This window comes from Streptomyces sp. NPDC093795 (assembly GCF_044764665.1).
In the GTDB taxonomy this organism is placed as follows: Bacteria; Actinomycetota; Actinomycetes; order Streptomycetales; family Streptomycetaceae; genus Streptomyces.
Window position 1 is genome coordinate 469,261 of record NZ_JBIWIO010000001.1, and the last position, 15,563, is coordinate 484,823.

At 72.5% G+C, this 15,563-nt stretch carries 12 protein-coding genes; 4 read left to right on the plus strand and 8 right to left on the minus strand.

Annotated features, from left to right (window positions below; genetic code table 11):
- Positions 1-10 precede the first annotated feature (10 nt).
- Positions 11-2,458 carry a protein kinase gene (locus tag ACIRB7_RS02180; RefSeq protein ID WP_403591112.1) on the minus strand — a complete coding sequence of 816 codons (2,448 nt, stop codon included), beginning with the start codon at positions 2,456-2,458 and terminating at the stop codon, positions 11-13.
- A 189-nt stretch (positions 2,459-2,647) separates the two neighbouring features.
- The gene (locus ACIRB7_RS02185) at positions 2,648-4,354 is read right to left on the minus strand and encodes a glycerol-3-phosphate dehydrogenase/oxidase (protein WP_403591114.1); all 1,707 of its coding nucleotides are present in this window, start codon (positions 4,352-4,354) and stop codon (positions 2,648-2,650) included.
- 389 nt (positions 4,355-4,743) lie between these two features.
- Between ACIRB7_RS02185 and ACIRB7_RS02190 the strand changes: the two genes are divergently transcribed.
- Positions 4,744-5,985 carry a nucleotide sugar dehydrogenase gene (locus ACIRB7_RS02190; RefSeq protein ID WP_403591117.1) on the plus strand — a complete coding sequence of 414 codons (1,242 nt, stop codon included), beginning with the start codon at positions 4,744-4,746 and terminating at the stop codon, positions 5,983-5,985.
- Between the two features lie 58 nt (positions 5,986-6,043).
- Here ACIRB7_RS02190 and ACIRB7_RS02195 read toward each other — a convergent pair whose 3' ends face one another.
- From ACIRB7_RS02195 to ACIRB7_RS02210, 4 genes are all read right to left on the minus strand, one after another.
- Positions 6,044-7,168, minus strand: coding sequence for a GuaB3 family IMP dehydrogenase-related protein (locus ACIRB7_RS02195; protein WP_403591120.1), 1,125 nt, complete (start codon positions 7,166-7,168; stop codon positions 6,044-6,046).
- 106 nt (positions 7,169-7,274) lie between these two features.
- Positions 7,275-8,777 carry an IMP dehydrogenase gene (gene guaB, locus ACIRB7_RS02200; protein WP_403591123.1) on the minus strand — a complete coding sequence of 501 codons (1,503 nt, stop codon included), beginning with the start codon at positions 8,775-8,777 and terminating at the stop codon, positions 7,275-7,277.
- Between the two features lie 140 nt (positions 8,778-8,917).
- Complete coding sequence (locus tag ACIRB7_RS02205) at positions 8,918-9,520, minus strand: sigma-70 family RNA polymerase sigma factor (RefSeq protein WP_403591125.1); 603 nt, start codon at positions 9,518-9,520, stop codon at positions 8,918-8,920.
- A gap of 243 nt (positions 9,521-9,763) precedes the next feature.
- On the minus strand, positions 9,764-10,375 hold the full coding sequence (locus tag ACIRB7_RS02210; protein WP_003948568.1) for a response regulator transcription factor: 612 nt from the start codon (positions 10,373-10,375) through the stop codon (positions 9,764-9,766).
- A gap of 434 nt (positions 10,376-10,809) precedes the next feature.
- Between ACIRB7_RS02210 and ACIRB7_RS02215 the strand changes: the two genes are divergently transcribed.
- Entirely contained in the window at positions 10,810-11,151 is a 342-nt protein-coding gene (locus ACIRB7_RS02215) for a WhiB family transcriptional regulator (protein WP_403591127.1), read from the plus strand.
- 54 nt (positions 11,152-11,205) lie between these two features.
- Here the strand turns inward: ACIRB7_RS02215 and ACIRB7_RS02220 are convergent, their stop codons facing one another.
- Entirely contained in the window at positions 11,206-12,099 is an 894-nt protein-coding gene (locus ACIRB7_RS02220) for a LysR family transcriptional regulator (RefSeq protein WP_403591130.1), read from the minus strand.
- Between the two features lie 79 nt (positions 12,100-12,178).
- On the opposite strand from ACIRB7_RS02220, the gene ACIRB7_RS02225 reads away from it, so the two are divergent.
- Both ACIRB7_RS02225 and ACIRB7_RS02230 read left to right on the plus strand, forming a co-directional pair.
- The gene (locus ACIRB7_RS02225; RefSeq protein WP_403591133.1) at positions 12,179-12,886 is read left to right on the plus strand and encodes an MOSC domain-containing protein; all 708 of its coding nucleotides are present in this window, start codon (positions 12,179-12,181) and stop codon (positions 12,884-12,886) included.
- The gene (locus ACIRB7_RS02230; protein ID WP_403591136.1) at positions 12,883-13,656 is read left to right on the plus strand and encodes an SDR family NAD(P)-dependent oxidoreductase; all 774 of its coding nucleotides are present in this window, start codon (positions 12,883-12,885) and stop codon (positions 13,654-13,656) included. Before ACIRB7_RS02225 ends, ACIRB7_RS02230 begins: the two co-directional genes overlap by 4 nt.
- Before the next feature lie 16 nt (positions 13,657-13,672).
- On the opposite strand, the gene ACIRB7_RS02235 is transcribed toward ACIRB7_RS02230, so the two are convergent.
- On the minus strand, positions 13,673-15,484 hold the full coding sequence (locus tag ACIRB7_RS02235) for a DUF2264 domain-containing protein (protein ID WP_403591138.1): 1,812 nt from the start codon (positions 15,482-15,484) through the stop codon (positions 13,673-13,675).
- Positions 15,485-15,563 lie beyond the last annotated feature (79 nt).

Consider the following 15,563-nt stretch of genomic DNA (forward strand, 5'->3'; position numbering starts at 1 on the left):
GTGGCGCCGGTCAGTCCTTGGGGCTGAACGTGGCGAACGCCGTCTCCCGCAGCGTCCTGCACTCCGCGCCGTTCCACTCCTCCGCCTTGCAGCTGATCATGATGGAGTAGCCGTGCCTGGCGTCCACCTTGAAGCCGCGGTTGAGCACATGGACGCGCATGCCCTGCTGGACGCGCTCGAACTCCCAGTCGGCGACGGTCGGGTACCCCTTGTACGAGACCGTCCTGATGCCGAAGTGCTTGTAGCCCTTGCTGGTGGCGGCGACACCGATCTTGCCCAGCTCCCAGGCCGCCGCCGCGTCGTCCTTCGGGCTGGCGTTGAAGTCGACCTGGATACGCGGGAAGCCGCCGCTCTCACTGAACACCGCGCCGCCGCTGTAGCCCGGTATGGCGCGCGCCTTGAACGTCGAGGGCATCGCCATGGAGAAGTGGAAGCGCTCGTTGGTGACGAGGGTGTAGCCCGCGGGCAGCTGCGCGCCCGTGTCGCCGCCGGGCTTGCCGGACGGCGTCACGCCGTTGCCGTTCGAGCCGCCGGTGGAACCCGTCGTGCCGTCGGTGCCCGTCGACCCCGCCCCCGTGGAGCCGTCGTCGCCGGGCTGCGCGCCGCCCTGCTGGCCGGGGCCGCCGGGCGTCTCGCCCTTGCCGCCGTCGGAGCCCGCGGAGCCGCCGGAGGCGTCACCGCCCGCCGAGGCGCCGGCCGAGGCCGTGGTGCCGCCGGTCTCCTTGCCCTGGTTGTCCCCGTCCCCGCCACCGTTGAGCGAGACCGCGAAGATCGTCCCGAGCAGGGCGAGGACGGCGACGGCGGCGATGATCACCAGCGTGCGGCGCGGTACGACGTCGGTCAGCGAGGCGCGGGCCGGGGTCGGCCTGCCCCCTGCCTGCCGCGCGGCGGAGCCCGCGCCCGTGTTCACCCCGGCACCGCTCGCGTTCGACCGCGTGCCCGCCGTGGGCTCGGCCTTCACGGAGGCCGCCGCGTTGCGCACGGACTTCAGGGCGCCCCGCACCCGGTCGGCGGGCGCCTCGGGCGCCTTGTCCTGGCCGGCGGCCGGGGCCACCGGCGTCCGCTCGGGGCGCGGCGGCAGCGGCACGACCATGGTGGCCTCGGGGGAGGCCTCGGGCGCCACCGTGGGCGCGTCGAGCACGGCCCGCAGCAGGACGCGCGCGCCGCCGTCGTCGAGCCGCTGGGCGGGGTCCTTGGCGAGGAGGCCGTAGATGACCTTCTCGAGCTCGGGTCCGGCGTTCTTCGGGGGGTCGACCGGCTCGGTCATCACCGCCGTGAGGGTGGCGATGGCGGAGCCCTTGTCGTACGGCGGGCTGCCCTCGACCGCCGCGTACAGGAGACCGCCGAGCGACCACATGTCGGCGGCGGGGCCGGGCTTGTGGCCGCGGGCGCGCTCCGGCGAGATGTACGAGGGGGCGCCGACGAGCATGCCGGTGGAGGTGATCGAGGGGTCGCCCTCCACCTGGGCGATGCCGAAGTCGGTGAGGACGACCCGGCCGTCCTCGGCGATCAGCACGTTGGACGGCTTCACGTCACGGTGCAGGATGCCCTCGCGGTGCGCCGAACGCAGCACGTCGAGGATGGCGAGGCCGACCTCGGCGGCGCGCCGGGGCGTGAGCGTGCCGTCCTCGCGCACGGCGTCCGCGAGGGACTTGCCCTCGATGAGCTCCATGACGATCCACGGGCGGTCGTCCTCGTCGACGACGTCGTACACGGTCACGGCGCCGTTGTTACGGATCCGGGCGATGGCCTTCGCCTCGCGCAGGGTCCGGGTGATGAGGCGCCGCTTCTCGTCCTCGTCGATGCTGGTGGGGAAGCGGAGTTCCTTGACGGCGACGGTACGGCCGAGGGTCTCGTCGACCGCGCGCCAGACGGTGCCCATGCCGCCGCGGCCGAGGACCACGCCGAGCCGGTAGCGGCCCGCGAGCAGGCGGCCCTCTCCGGCCGGGGCCTTGCGCGGCCTGTCGCCGCCGGTGCCGCGCGCGGCGCCCGAGGCCGGTCGGCGGTCGCTCTCGCCGTCACCGTCGCCCGCGCCGAACCCGGCCCGTCCGGTCGACGGCTCGGTCCCGCGCAGCCGCCCGGCCGCGCCCGCGTCCTCGCGGCTCGCGCCCGAACCCGCCGCCGCCCGGTCGGACGACACGCCGTCAGAGCCCTTGGCGCCCTGGGCGTCCCGAGGGTCCTCGGGACCTGCGGCGTCCTGAACGCCCCTCACGTCCCGCGCATCCGAGGCCCCCGCGTCCGAGGCCCGGACATCCGAGCTTCCGGCGTCAGCCGCCCCGCCCGCGTCCGCCGAGGTCCCGGCATCGCCCGCACCCGGCTTGACCTGCGCGTTCTTCGTGTCCCGTGCCAGTTCACGCGCGGCCGGGATCGCTCCTTTGTCGCCGTCGGTCGCGGCCCCCGCGGCGGCGTCCCGCCCGGGGTCCTTCGCCGTGTCCCGCGACTGCTCCGCCTCCGACATGCGTCCCCTCTGCGATCCCTGATCTTCGCCGCGTCTGCCGCTTCCCGCGCGATGCGGTAACCCGCCCTGGAAGAGAGGCCATTGTCCCTCACCTCCGGACGGGCGGCGCCCCCGGGTCCTTACTCCGGGATGACGACGCCTCCGCACACCCCCCAGGTTCCCACCGGACGCGGGCGCCCGGACGTCCGGTCAGATCGGCACGATGTCCGGCGCCCCCAGCCGGGCGGCGTCCGCCGTCAGGTCGTCGGGCTGCCGCTGCGACTCCCGCTCCGCCTCGACCCGCTTCTCGTAGTGCTCGACCTCCTTCTCGATCTGGTGCTCGTCCCAGCCGAGGACCGGCGCCATGAGCTCCGCGCACTCGCGTGCGCTGAGCGTGCCCCGGTCGAAGGTCTCGATGGAGATCCTGGTCCGCCGGGTCAGGACGTCGTCGAGGTGGCGCGCGCCCTCGTGCGAGGCGGCGTAGACGATTTCGGCGCGCAGGTAGTCGTCGGCCGCCGCGAGCGGTTCGCCGAGTGCGGGGTCCGCGGCGACGAGGTCGAGGATCTCCTCCGTCAGGGAGCCGTAGCGGTTGAGGAGATGCTCGACGCGGACGACGTGGAGGCCGGTCCGCGCGGCGATCCTGCCCCGCGCGTTCCACAGGGCCCGGTACCCCTCGGCGCCGAGGAGTGGGGTGTCCTCGGTGACGCAGGGGGCGACGCGCTGGTCGAGGGCGTGCACCGCCTCGTCGACGGCGTCCTTGGCCATGACGCGGTACGTCGTGTACTTGCCGCCGGCCACCACGACCAGGCCGGGGACGGGGTGGGCGACGGTGTGTTCGCGGGAGAGCTTGCTCGTGGCGTCCGACTCGCCGGCGAGCAGCGGCCGCAGTCCGGCGTAGACACCCTCGACGTCGTCGCGGGTGAGCGGGGTGCCGAGCACCGTGTTCACATGCTCCAGGAGGTAGTCGATGTCGGCGCTGGACGCGGCCGGATGGGCCTTGTCGAGGTCCCACTCGGTGTCGGTGGTGCCGACGATCCAGTGGCGTCCCCAGGGGATCACGAAGAGCACGGACTTCTCGGTGCGCAGGATGAGTCCGGTGGTGGAGTGGATGCGGTCCTTGGGGACGACGAGGTGGATGCCCTTGGAGGCGCGGACGTGGAACTGGCCACGCTCTCCGATGAGGGCCTGGGTGTCGTCGGTCCACACACCGGTGGCGTTGACGATCTGCCGGGCGCGGATCTCGTACGCGACACCGGCCTCGACGTCCTGCACGCGGGCGCCCACGACCCGCTCCCCCTCCCGCAGGAATCCGACGACCCGGGCCCTGCTCGCGGCCAGGGCGCCGTAGGAGGCGGCGGTGCGCACGAGGGTGGTGACGAAGCGGGCGTCGTCCATCTGGGCGTCGTAGTACTGGAGGGCGCCGACCAGGGCGTCCTTCTTGAGGCAGGGGGCGACCCGCAGGGCCCGGCGCCGGGAGAGGTGCCGGTGGACGGGGAGGCCCCGGCCGTGGCCCGAGGAGAGGGACATCGCGTCGTACAGCGCGACGCCGGAGCCCGCGTAGAACCGCTCCCAGCCCTTGTGCTGGAGCGGGTACAGGAACGGGACCGGCTTCACCAGGTGGGGTGCGAGCCGCTCCAGGAGCAGTCCGCGCTCTTTGAGGGCCTCTCTGACCAGGGCGAAGTCCAGCATCTCCAGGTAGCGCAGGCCGCCGTGGATGAGCTTGCTCGACCGGCTGGAGGTGCCGGATGCCCAGTCGCGTGCCTCGACGATGCCGGTGGAGAGCCCTCTCGTGACGGCGTCGAGTGCCGTCCCCGCGCCGACCACTCCGGCGCCGACGACCAGCACGTCCAGCTCGCGCTCCGCCATGGCCGCGAGCGCTTCGGTGCGCTCGGCGGGTCCCAGTGTCGCTGTCCTCACGGCTGCCTCCCGTCGTCCCCCGTCTGTCCCGCACACGCCGTACGCGCACGAGCCGTACGTACACCTGCCGCACCCGCACGACCCGTGCGTGGACGAGCCGTGCGTACACCTGCCGCATCCACACGACCCGCGCGTCGACGAGCCGTGCGTACACGTGCCGTGAACCGGGCCCGTGTGGTCCGGCTCACAGCTCGATTCTGTCCCGCCCCCGCGACTTCAGCCACCGCCTCACCACCGACCTGTGGATAACACTCGGCGACCTTCGACCCCACAATGCCGCATATCGGTCATATTTACGCCTAGTCTGACATTGCGCTCGACCCGTTCTGTCCACAGGGCTTGCGCGTCGCGTCCCCTCCGGCTACTGGGAAGGACGGTCCACCCCCCTCATGCCCGCTGATCTCGCCGTCATCGGCCTCGGCCACCACGGACTCCCCCTCGCCCAGGCCGCCACCGCCGCAGGCGTCGCCACCGTCGGCTACGACACCGATCCCCGCCCCGCCGCCGATCTCGCCGCGGGCCGCTCCCCGGTCGAGGGCTCGCTCACCGTCCCCGAGATCCGCCGGATGCTCGCGGGAGGCTTCCGACCGACCGCCGACCCCGCCGAACTCGGCCGGGTCCGCACCGCCGTCCTCTGCGCGCCGACCCCCCTCGGCCCCGACCGCGCGCTCGACCTCACCGCCGTCACCGACGCCGCGCGCGTGCTCGCCGCCCGGCTGCGCCCCCACACCACCGTCCTCCTCGAATCGCCGGTCCCACCGGGCACCACCGAGGGCCTGCTCCGCGACCTGCTCGAAACGGGCTCGGGCCTGCGGGCCGGGCGCGACTTCCACCTCGCGTACTCCCCCGGCCGCCTCGACCCCGGCAGCCGTACCCACGGCTTCGCCGGCACCCCCAAGGTCATCGGAGGCCTCACCCCGGCCTGCACCGAATCGGCGGCCGCGTTCTACGGCCGGCTCACCGACAAGGTGGTACGCGCGCGTGGCCCCCGCGAGGCGGAGACGGTCAAGCTCCTGGAGACCAACTTCCGGCACGTCAACATCGCCCTGGTCAACGAGATGGCGGTCCTCTGCCACGAACTCGGCGTCGACCTGTGGGACGTCATCCGCTGCGCCGAGACGAAGCCCTTCGGCTTCCAGGCCTTCCGCCCCGGGCCGGGCGTCGGCGGCCACGGCGCCCCCGTCGACACCGTCGGCGCCCACCGCCCGCTCCGCCTCGTCGAACTCGCCGGGCAGGTCAACGAACGCATGCCGCGGTACGTCGTCCAGCGCGCCGCCACCCTCCTCAACGAGCACGGCAAGTCGGCCCGCGGCGCCCGGATCCTCCTCCTGGGCATCACGTACAAGCCGGACCTGCCCGACCGCCAGGGCTCCCCCGCCGACGAGATCGCCCGCCGGCTCATGGACCTGGGCGCGGCCGTCAGCTACCACGACCCGCACGTCCCCGACTGGCGCGTCCGCGAACTCCCCGTCCCCCGCGCCGACTCCCTCTACGAGGCCGCCGCCCACGCCGACCTGACGGTCCTGCTCCAGCACCACCGCACCTACGACCTCCAGGGCCTCTCGGTCAAGGCCCAGCTCCTCCTCGACACCCGGGGCGCCACCCCGGCGGGCGCGGCCCACCGCCTCTGAGCACGCGAAGGGGCCCCGCACCACGATCGGTGCGGGGCCCCTTCGGAGTACCGGAACGTCAGCGCTTGTGCTGGGCGTCCGCGACGGTGACCTCGACGCGCTGGAACTCCTTGAGCTCGCTGTAGCCCGTCGTGGCCATCGCGCGGCGCAGGGCGCCGAAGAAGTTCATCGAGCCGTCCGGGCTGTGCGACGGGCCCGCGAGGATCTCCTCGGTGGTGCCGACGATGCCCAGGTCGACCAGCTTGCCGCGCGGCACGTCCTCGTGGACGGCCTCCATGCCCCAGTGGTGGCCCTTGCCGGGCGCGTCCGTGGCGCGGGCCAGCGGGGAGCCGATCATGACCGAGTCGGCGCCGCAGGCGATGGCCTTCGGCAGGTCGCCGGACCAGCCGACACCGCCGTCGGCGATCACGTGCACGTACCGGCCGCCGGACTCGTCCATGTAGTCACGGCGGGCCGCGGCCACGTCGGCGACCGCGGTCGCCATCGGGACCTGGATGCCGAGCACGTTGCGCGTGGTGTGCGCGGCGCCGCCGCCGAAGCCGACGAGGACACCCGCCGCGCCGGTGCGCATCAGGTGCAGGGCCGCGGTGTACGTGGCGCAGCCGCCGACGATGACCGGGACGTCGAGCTCGTAGATGAACTGCTTCAGGTTCAGCGGCTCGGCCGCGCCCGAGACGTGCTCGGCGGAGACCGTCGTGCCGCGGATGACGAAGATGTCCACGCCGGCGTCGACGACGGCCTTCGAGAACTGCGCGGTGCGCTGCGGGGAGAGCGCGGCGGCAGTCACGACACCGGAGTCGCGCACCTCCTTGATGCGCTGCCCGATCAGCTCTTCCTTGATCGGGGCGGCGTAGATCTCCTGCAGCCGGCGGGTCGCGGTCGCCTCGTCCATCTCGGCGATCTCGTCGAGCAGCGGCTGCGGGTCCTCGTACCGGGTCCAGAGACCCTCGAGGTTGAGGACGCCCAGGCCGCCGAGCTCGCCGATGCGGATGGCGGTCTGCGGCGATACGACCGAGTCCATCGGCGCCGCCAGGAACGGCAGCTCGAACCGGTAGGCGTCGATCTGCCAGGCGATCGAGACCTCCTTCGGGTCCCGGGTGCGCCGGCTCGGGACGACGGCGATGTCGTCGAACGCGTACGCCCTGCGGCCGCGCTTGCCGCGCCCGATCTCGATCTCAGTCACGATGTGTGGCCTTTCCCTCTACGTCTGCGCCTACCAGTATCCCCGACACAAGCGTGGGGGGCGGCTCCGGCCACATGCCGGAACCGCCCCCACGCGTCGCGCTGTGTTACTTCCTGCTGTAGTTCGGCGCCTCGACCGTCATCTGGATGTCGTGCGGGTGGCTCTCCTTGAGGCCCGCGGACGTGATCCGGACGAAGCGGCCCTTGGACTCCATCTCCTCGATGGTGGCCGCGCCGACGTAGCCCATGGTCTGGCGCAGGCCGCCGACGAGCTGGTGCAGGACGTTGGCCAGCGGGCCGCGGTAGGGCACCTGGCCCTCGATGCCCTCGGGGACGAGCTTGTCGTCCGAGGCGACCTCGGCCTGGAAGTAGCGGTCCTTGGAGTAGGACCGGCCCTGGCCGCGGGACTGCATCGCGCCGAGCGAGCCCATGCCGCGGTACGACTTGAACTGCTTGCCGTTGATGAACTGCAGCTCGCCCGGGGACTCCTCGCAGCCGGCGAGGAGGCTGCCCAGCATCACCGTGTCGGCACCAGCCGCGAGCGCCTTGCCAATGTCGCCGGAGTACTGCAGGCCGCCGTCGCCGATGACCGGGACGCCGGCCGCGCGGGCGGCGAGCGCCGCCTCGTAGATGGCGGTGACCTGCGGGACGCCGATGCCGGCGACCACGCGGGTGGTGCAGATGGAGCCGGGGCCGACGCCGACCTTGACGCCGTCGACACCGGCGTCGATCAGGGCCTGCGCGCCGTCACGCGTCGCGACGTTACCGCCGATGACGTCGACGCCGACGCTGGACTTGATCTTCGCCATCCAGTTCAGGGCGTTGCTGTTGTGACCGTGCGAGGTGTCGACGATCAGGAAGTCGACGCCCGCAGCGGCCAGGCCCTGGGCGCGCTCCAGCGCCTCGGGGCTGGCGCCGACGGCCGCGCCGACGAGCAGCCGGCCCTCGGCGTCCTTGGCGGCGTGCGGGTACTTCTCGGCCTTGACGAAGTCCTTGACCGTGATGAGGCCCTTGAGGATGCCGGAGTCGTCGACCAGCGGCAGCTTCTCGATCTTGTGGCGGCGGAGCAGCTCCATCGCGTCCACACCGGAGATGCCGACCTTGCCGGTGACCAGCGGCATCGGGGTCATGACCTCGCGCACCTGGCGGCTGCGGTCCGACTCGAAGGCCATGTCGCGGTTGGTGACGATGCCGAGGAGCTTGCCGGCCTGGTCGGTGACCGGGACGCCGCTGATGCGGAACTTGGCGCACAGCGCGTCGGCCTCGGCCAGCGACGCGTCCGGGTGCACGGTGATCGGGTCGGTCACCATGCCGGACTCGGAGCGCTTCACGAGGTCGACCTGGTTGACCTGGTCCTCGATCGAGAGGTTGCGGTGCAGCACGCCCACGCCACCCTGCCGCGCCATGGCGATGGCCATGCGGGACTCGGTGACCTTGTCCATCGCCGCCGAGAGCAGCGGGATGTTCACGCGGACGTTGCGGGAGATGCGGGACGAGGTGTCGACCGCGTTCGGGAGGACCTCGGACGCGCCCGGCAGAAGCAGGACGTCGTCGTAGGTCAGCCCGAGTGTCGCGAATTTCTCGGGCACTCCGTCGACGTTGGCAGTCATGACACCTTCCCAAATGGCCTTGATCGGTGCGGGATGTCCATGCTAACGGGCCGAAGCCGTGTCTCATTCCACGATCAAGATCAGCGCAAACCTTTGGACGTTCCCACGTGTACGAAAGGGACGACAAGCCCCAGTGAGTCTTACTGCTCGGCCAGTGCCCTGAGCCGGCTGAGCGCGCGGTGCTGCGCGACCCGGACGGCCCCGGGGGACATGCCGAGCATCTGCCCGGTCTCCTCGGCGGTCAGTCCGACCGCGACGCGGAGCACGAGCAGTTCGCGCTGGTTCTCCGGGAGGTTGGCGAGCAGCTTCTTGGCCCATTCGGCGTCGTCGCTGAGGAGCGCGCGCTCCTCGGGGCCGAGGGAGTCGTCGGGCCGCTCGGGCATCTCGTCCGAAGGGACGGCCGTGGATCCGGGGTGCCGCATGGCGGCCCGCTGGAGGTCGGCGACCTTGTGTCCCGCGATGGCGAAGACGAAGGCCTCGAAGGGCCTGCCCGTGTCCTTGTAGCGCGGCAGCGCCATCAGGACGGCGACGCAGACCTCCTGGGCCAGGTCCTCGACGAAGTGCCGGGCGTCGCCCGGCAGCCGGTTGAGGCGGGTGCGGCAGTACCGCAGGGCGAGCGGGTGCACCCGCGCGAGCAGGTCGTGCGTGGCCTGCGCGTCGCCGTCGACCGCGCGGTGGACGAGCGCGCCGATCTCCCCGTGCCCTGACGGCATGGGTGACGCCGCGGTCTCGTCGTCGCGCATCGCTCCATGGTGCCCCGACGCTTCTGCGTTCGCGGCACCGCGTCCGTAGTTGTGCACCGAAGCGTTATGAGCAGGTGCGCCGGCACTCATCTCCCGCGCCCTCCCGTCCCGCTCGATCGACTCGTCCCCGAGGAACTCCACACCTCAAGGATGCGGCATACGGCGGGGAAGTGACACAAGCCCACCCCGTCCACCCCACGACGGACGCGGGCGGGGACGGGGATATGGCAGGTGACCTGCGATTCAGCGGACCAGGCCCCAGCGGAATCCGAGGGCGACCGCGTGCGCACGGTCCGAGGCGCCCAGCTTCTTGAAGAGGCGCCGGGCGTGGGTCTTGACGGTGTCCTCGGAGAGGAAGAGCTCGCGCCCGATCTCCGCGTTGGACCGGCCGTGGCTCATGCCTTCGAGGACCTGGATCTCGCGCGCGGTGAGGGTGGGCGCGGCGCCCATCTCGGCCGAACGGAGCCGGCGCGGGGCGAGCCGCCAGGTCGGGTCGGCCAGCGCCTGGGTGACGGTGGCCCGCAGTTCGGCGCGCGAGGCGTCCTTGTGCAGATAACCGCGGGCACCCGCGGCGACCGCGAGGGCGACGCCGTCGAGGTCCTCGGCGACCGTGAGCATGATGATGCGGGCGCCGGGGTCCGCGGAGAGCAGCCGGCGGACGGTCTCCACGCCGCCCAGACCGGGCATGCGTACGTCCATCAGAATCAGGTCCGAGCGGTCCGCGCCCCAGCGGCGGAGGACTTCCTCGCCGTTGGCCGCGGTGGTCACGCGCTCGACACCGGGCACGGTCGCGACCGCGCGGCGGAGCGCCTCTCGGGCAAGCGGGGAGTCGTCGCAGACGAGGACGGATGTCATGCGTGACCTCCGCGGCGCTCGCAGCTGTTGCGCGTCACCTTGAGCCTCCAGGGCTGTACGTAATCGTCACCTGTGCGATTGACGCTCTCGGACACCTGCCCGATCGCTTGTTCCTTCAACCGCCTCCGCACACTCAACGACGGTCACTCGAAAGAGTTACGGGTCGGACCGCAGCGTTCGGCACTCTACGTGAGGGGCCGCGTACGGAGGAGAGCGACGCGAGCCTTCTGTCCTTCATCGAAAGGTACTGCCCCATTTAGCGGGTTTTCTTCCCTTTTCGCAGTGTCTGTGGCTAGATTCGCAATGAGTCATATTTACATCTACTTAGACAGTAGGTGTACCGATCCGGACCCGCGGGAACACGAGGAACCCCGGGCATCAGCCATCCACCCGCCCACCTATCCGTTCGACACGGTTTCAAGGGGACTAGCGCAATGGCAGATTTCTCCCGCCTTCCCGGACCCAACGCCGATCTGTGGGACTGGCAACTGCTCGCGGCCTGCCGCGGGGTCGACAGCTCCCTGTTCTTCCACCCCGAGGGAGAGCGCGGCGCGGCACGGAGTGCGCGTGAGAACTCGGCGAAAGAGGTCTGCATGCGGTGCCCGGTACGCGCGGAGTGCGCGGCACACGCACTCGCCGTACGGGAGCCCTACGGCGTATGGGGCGGCCTCACCGAGGACGAACGCGAAGAGCTCATGGGACGCGCGCGCAATCGCCTGATCACCGCGGCGCCATCGGCGTCGGCAGCGGGCCGGCCGATTGTGGAGCGTATGTGAAGGAACGTTTTTTCAACTAGGACACGTTCCCGTGCGCGTCGCGTGTCTCCCCACCTACGCGCGCGTGGCGGCGCGGGTCAGTTCGTCGAGCGTGGCGGCCACGGCCGGGACCTGGGCGAGGTCGGGCAGCGTCAGGGCCACGATCTCCCGCTCCACGGCGGGCTCCACGGCCACGGTCCGCGCCCCCCTGGGCCGTACGGACTCGATGGCCAGCTCCGGCAGGACGGCCACGCCGAGGCCCGCGCCGACCAGGCCCACCACGGCCGGGTAGTCGTCGGTGGCGAAGTCGATACGGGGGGTGAAGCCCGCTTCCTCGCAGACGTCCACGAGCTGACGGCGACAGCGCGGACAGCCCGCGATCCAGGACTCGTCGGCGAGTTCCGCGATGCCCAGCGAGTCGGCGCCGGCGAGCCGGTGTCCCTCCGGGACCAGTCCCACCAGGCGGTCGGCGAAGATCGGGCGGACGACCAGGTCGTCCCATTCGGCCTGCCCCGCTCCGTACCGGAAGGCGAGGGCCACGTCGCAGTCGCCGTCGCGGAGCATCTCGATCGAGCGCGGCGGTTCGGCCTCGACGAGCGAGACGCGGGTGCCGGGGTGCGCGGCCCGCAGCGCGGCGAGCGCGGTGGGGACGAGGGTGGAGCTGCCGCTGGGGAAGGACACCAGACGGACCCGGCCCGCCCTGAGCCCGGCGATGGCCGCGACCTCCTCCTCGGCGGCGGTGAGCCCGGCGAGGATGCCCGAGGCGTGACGGACGAGGACCTCGCCCGCCTGGGTGAGGCGCATCTCGCGTCCGGTGCGGATCAGCAGCGGCGTGCCCGCGGAGGCTTCGAGCGCCTTCATCTGCTGGCTGACGGCGGGCTGGGTGCAGCCGAGTTCGCGCGCGGCGGCCGAGAAGGAGCCGGTGGCGGCGACGGCGCGCAGGACGCGGAGATGGCGTGCCTCGATCATGCGTTCATCATAAGCGAATCTTGGGTGAACCCGCGCATATTCGCCCGCGGCTTTGAGATGGCGCCCGTAAAGTGCCCACATGACCTTGCTCAGTGTGAATGTGGGCCGTGCCAGGGCCGTGGACTACACCGACGCCGCCTCCGGCCTCACCGCCATCGACAAGCGCCCCGTCGAGGGCCCCGTGCGGATCGAGGCCCCCGGGGCGCCCGGCGTCGGTAGGAGCGGGCTCGCCGGGGACACGGTCTGCGACCTGCGGTTCCACGGCGGCGACGACCGGGCCGCGTACGCCTTCGCCCGCGAGGACATGGACCTGTGGGAGCGGGAGCTCGGCCGGGAGCTCGCCAACGGCTCGTTCGGCGAGAACCTCACCACCCGGGGCCTCGACGTGAACGGGGCGCTGATCGGCGAGCGGTGGCGGATCGGCGAGGAGGTCGTCCTGGAGGTCACCGGCGGCCGCATCCCCTGCCGTACGTTCCAGGGCTTCGTGCGGGAGCAGGGCTGGGTCCGGCGGTTCACGCAGTCGGAGGCCGGCCCCGGCGCCCTGCTGCGGGTGATCGTGCCGGGCGAGATCCGCGCCGGCGACCCGGTCACGGTCGTCCACCGGCCCGAGCACGACATCACCGTCGCCCTGCTCCACCGTGCCGCGACCGCCGAACGCACCCTGCTGCCCCGCACGTTGGTCGCCGCCGAGTGGATGGAGTCGGGACTCCTCGCGCTCGCACGCCAGTACGCGGACAAGTACGCCCGGACGGAGGCGCCGGAAGGGGGCACTAACGTGCCCGTATGACGACTGCACTGATTACGGGCGCCACCGCGGGCATCGGCGCCGCCTTCGCACGGAGACTCGCCTCGGACGGTCACGACGTCGTGCTCGTGGCCCGGGACGTGAAGCGCCTCCGTGAGCAGGCGACCGAGCTGCACGACCGGCACGGCGTCGAGGCCGAGGTGCTCGCGGCGGACCTCTCCGAGGAGAAGGGCATCGCCGCCGTCGAGGCCCGGCTCTCGGACCCGAAGCAGCCGGTGGACCTGCTCGTGAACAACGCGGGCTTCGGCAACAAGGGCCGCTTCCTCGAAGTGTCCATGGCCGACGAGTTGACGATGCTCACGGTGCACTGCGAGGCGGTGCTGCGGCTGACCTCGGCCGCCGCCGCCTCGATGAAGGCGCGGGGGCGGGGCGGGGTGGTGAACGTCGCCTCGGTGGCGGCCTTCGTCCCCCGTGGCACGTACGGGGCGTCGAAGGCGTGGGTCGTGCAGTTCACGCAGGGCGCGGCGCGGGACCTGGCGGGCACCGGGGTGCGCCTGATGGCGCTCTGCCCCGGCTTCGTACGGACCGAGTTCCACGAGCGGGCCGGGATGGGGACGGACAACATCCCGGGCTGGATGTGGCTCGACGCCGACAAGCTGGTGACGGCGGCGCTTTCGGACCTGGCGCGGGGGAAGACGCTGTCGATCCCGGACCCCCGCTACAAGGCCCTGATGGGTGTGGTGAAGCTGGCGCCGCGCAGTCTGCTCGGTGGGGTCTCCTCGAAGGCGGGCCGCAAGTACGGGCCGAAGTGACCGCCGCGGACGCGCCCTAGCCGGACCCCGGGTCGTCGAGGTCCAGCCGGGCGGTGGTGCCGTCCTGCCAGGTGACGTGGAGGGTGTGACCGTCGACCCGGAGGTGCGCGAGCGCGGCCACGGGGGCCGGGGCCGGTTCGGCGGTCAGTGAGGCGAGGGCGACGAAGAGGGTCGCCGGGCCGCTCGTGGTGCCTTCGAGGCAGAGGGTGCGGCTCTTCGGGCCCTGAAGGGTTTCCCCGGTGGGGAGTTCGGTCACGTCAGGGCCGTAGCCGTGGACCGGGTGGAGTGCGGCGTGCGGCCCGTCGGGGGTGGTGGCCCAGCCCGTCTGCCGTACGGGGGTCCCGTCCGGGGCGCCGAGGACGAGATGGGCGCGGACCTCGGCGCGGCCGTGGGCGAGGGTGGCCGAGAGGACCCGGACGCCGGGCAGTGGGTGGTGCGCCGAGGCGGCCCAGCCGGGGCCGGTGCCGGCCGGGACGGCGGGGCCTCTGGTGGTCGCCTCTCCCGCGACGAGCAGGGCGAAGTGGTTGTCGGCAGGGGCCGGCCCGGTGGTGGGGCCGGTGCGGGTGGAGTAGGCGTGGCGGGCGTAACCGGGGTCGTCCTCGTCCGACTCGGCGCTGTGCACATGGTTGCTGCCGTGGTTGTGGAGGCGTACGAGTCCGTCGGCGGCGGTGGTCTGGACGAGCAGCCCGGCCGGGGCGAACGGACGGACGGTGTCGGCGCGTTCGGCGGGCAGGGGTTCCTCGGGGTCGGTCCAGGCGGGGTGGTCCGCGGGCAGGAGGAGGCCGAGGAAGCCCTTGGACGCCCAGTAGGGGGAGCCGGGGCCGGAGTACTCCTGGACCAGCGGCGGATGCGGGCCGTGCCAGCCGAGGGTGAGGAGCCCATCCGGGTCGGTGGCGCCGCGGTCGAGGAAGTACCGCAGGGTCCCGGAGGCGAGGCGGCGGGCGGCGCCGGGGGTGAGGGGCGTGTGCCCGGTGAGGGTGCCGAGCCAGGGTGCGGCGGCCGCGGCGAAGCGGTAGATCAGGGAGCGCCCGTACGGGGCGGGGGCGCCGTTCGCGTCGAAGAGGTGGACGTAGTCGTCGAGGTGGGCGCGCAGGCGCGGCCCGTAGTGGTCGAGGAGGGCGCGGTCGCCGGCGAGGTGGGCGTGCAGGACCGGGTAGAAGTGCAGGGCCCAGGCGTTGTAGTGGTCGAACGCGCGGTTGTCCCCGTCGCTGTACCAGCCGTCGCCGAGGTACCAGTCCTCGACGCGGGCGAGGGAGCGGTCGATCGTGGCGGCGGCCCGGTCGGTGTCGGCGCCGGTGTCCTGGAGGAAGCCTGCGACGGTGAGGCCGAAGAGCCACCAGTTGTTGTCGACGGGGGACGGCCGGAGGGCGGGGCGGAGCCAGTCGACGACCCGCTCGCGGACGCGGTCGTCGAGCCGGTCCCAGAGCCAGGGGCGGGTGAGGCGGAGTCCCAGGGCGATCGAGGCGGCTTCGACGATCGCCTGGCGGGTGTTGGTGGTGCGGGGCCAGGACTCCCGGTCCGCCCGGCCCGGCTCCGCCGTCCCCGCGGCGAGCCCCCGCGCGTATCGGTCGAGGTGGCCGTGCGGGTCCTCGCCGTGGGCGCCCGCGACCCTGAGCGCGGCGAGGAGGAAGGTACGAGCCCAGCCCTCCAGGCCGTCGGAGCGGGCGCCGGACCAGCTGGGGCGGGGTCCGGGGAGGTCGATCAGTGCGCGCGAGGGCGAGGCGAAGGGGCGTACGGCCAGGAGGAGTCGGTCGGCCGTGGCCTCCCAGTGGGCTCGGGTCCACCCGGTGTACGGGCTGAGCTCTCGGTTCTCGGGCGGCGTGGGCATGATGCTCCCTGAGGTCCCCGCGGCGACGACCGCGTCGCCGGGAATCCTGGACAGACTCCGATCGAACGTCAAGAGATGC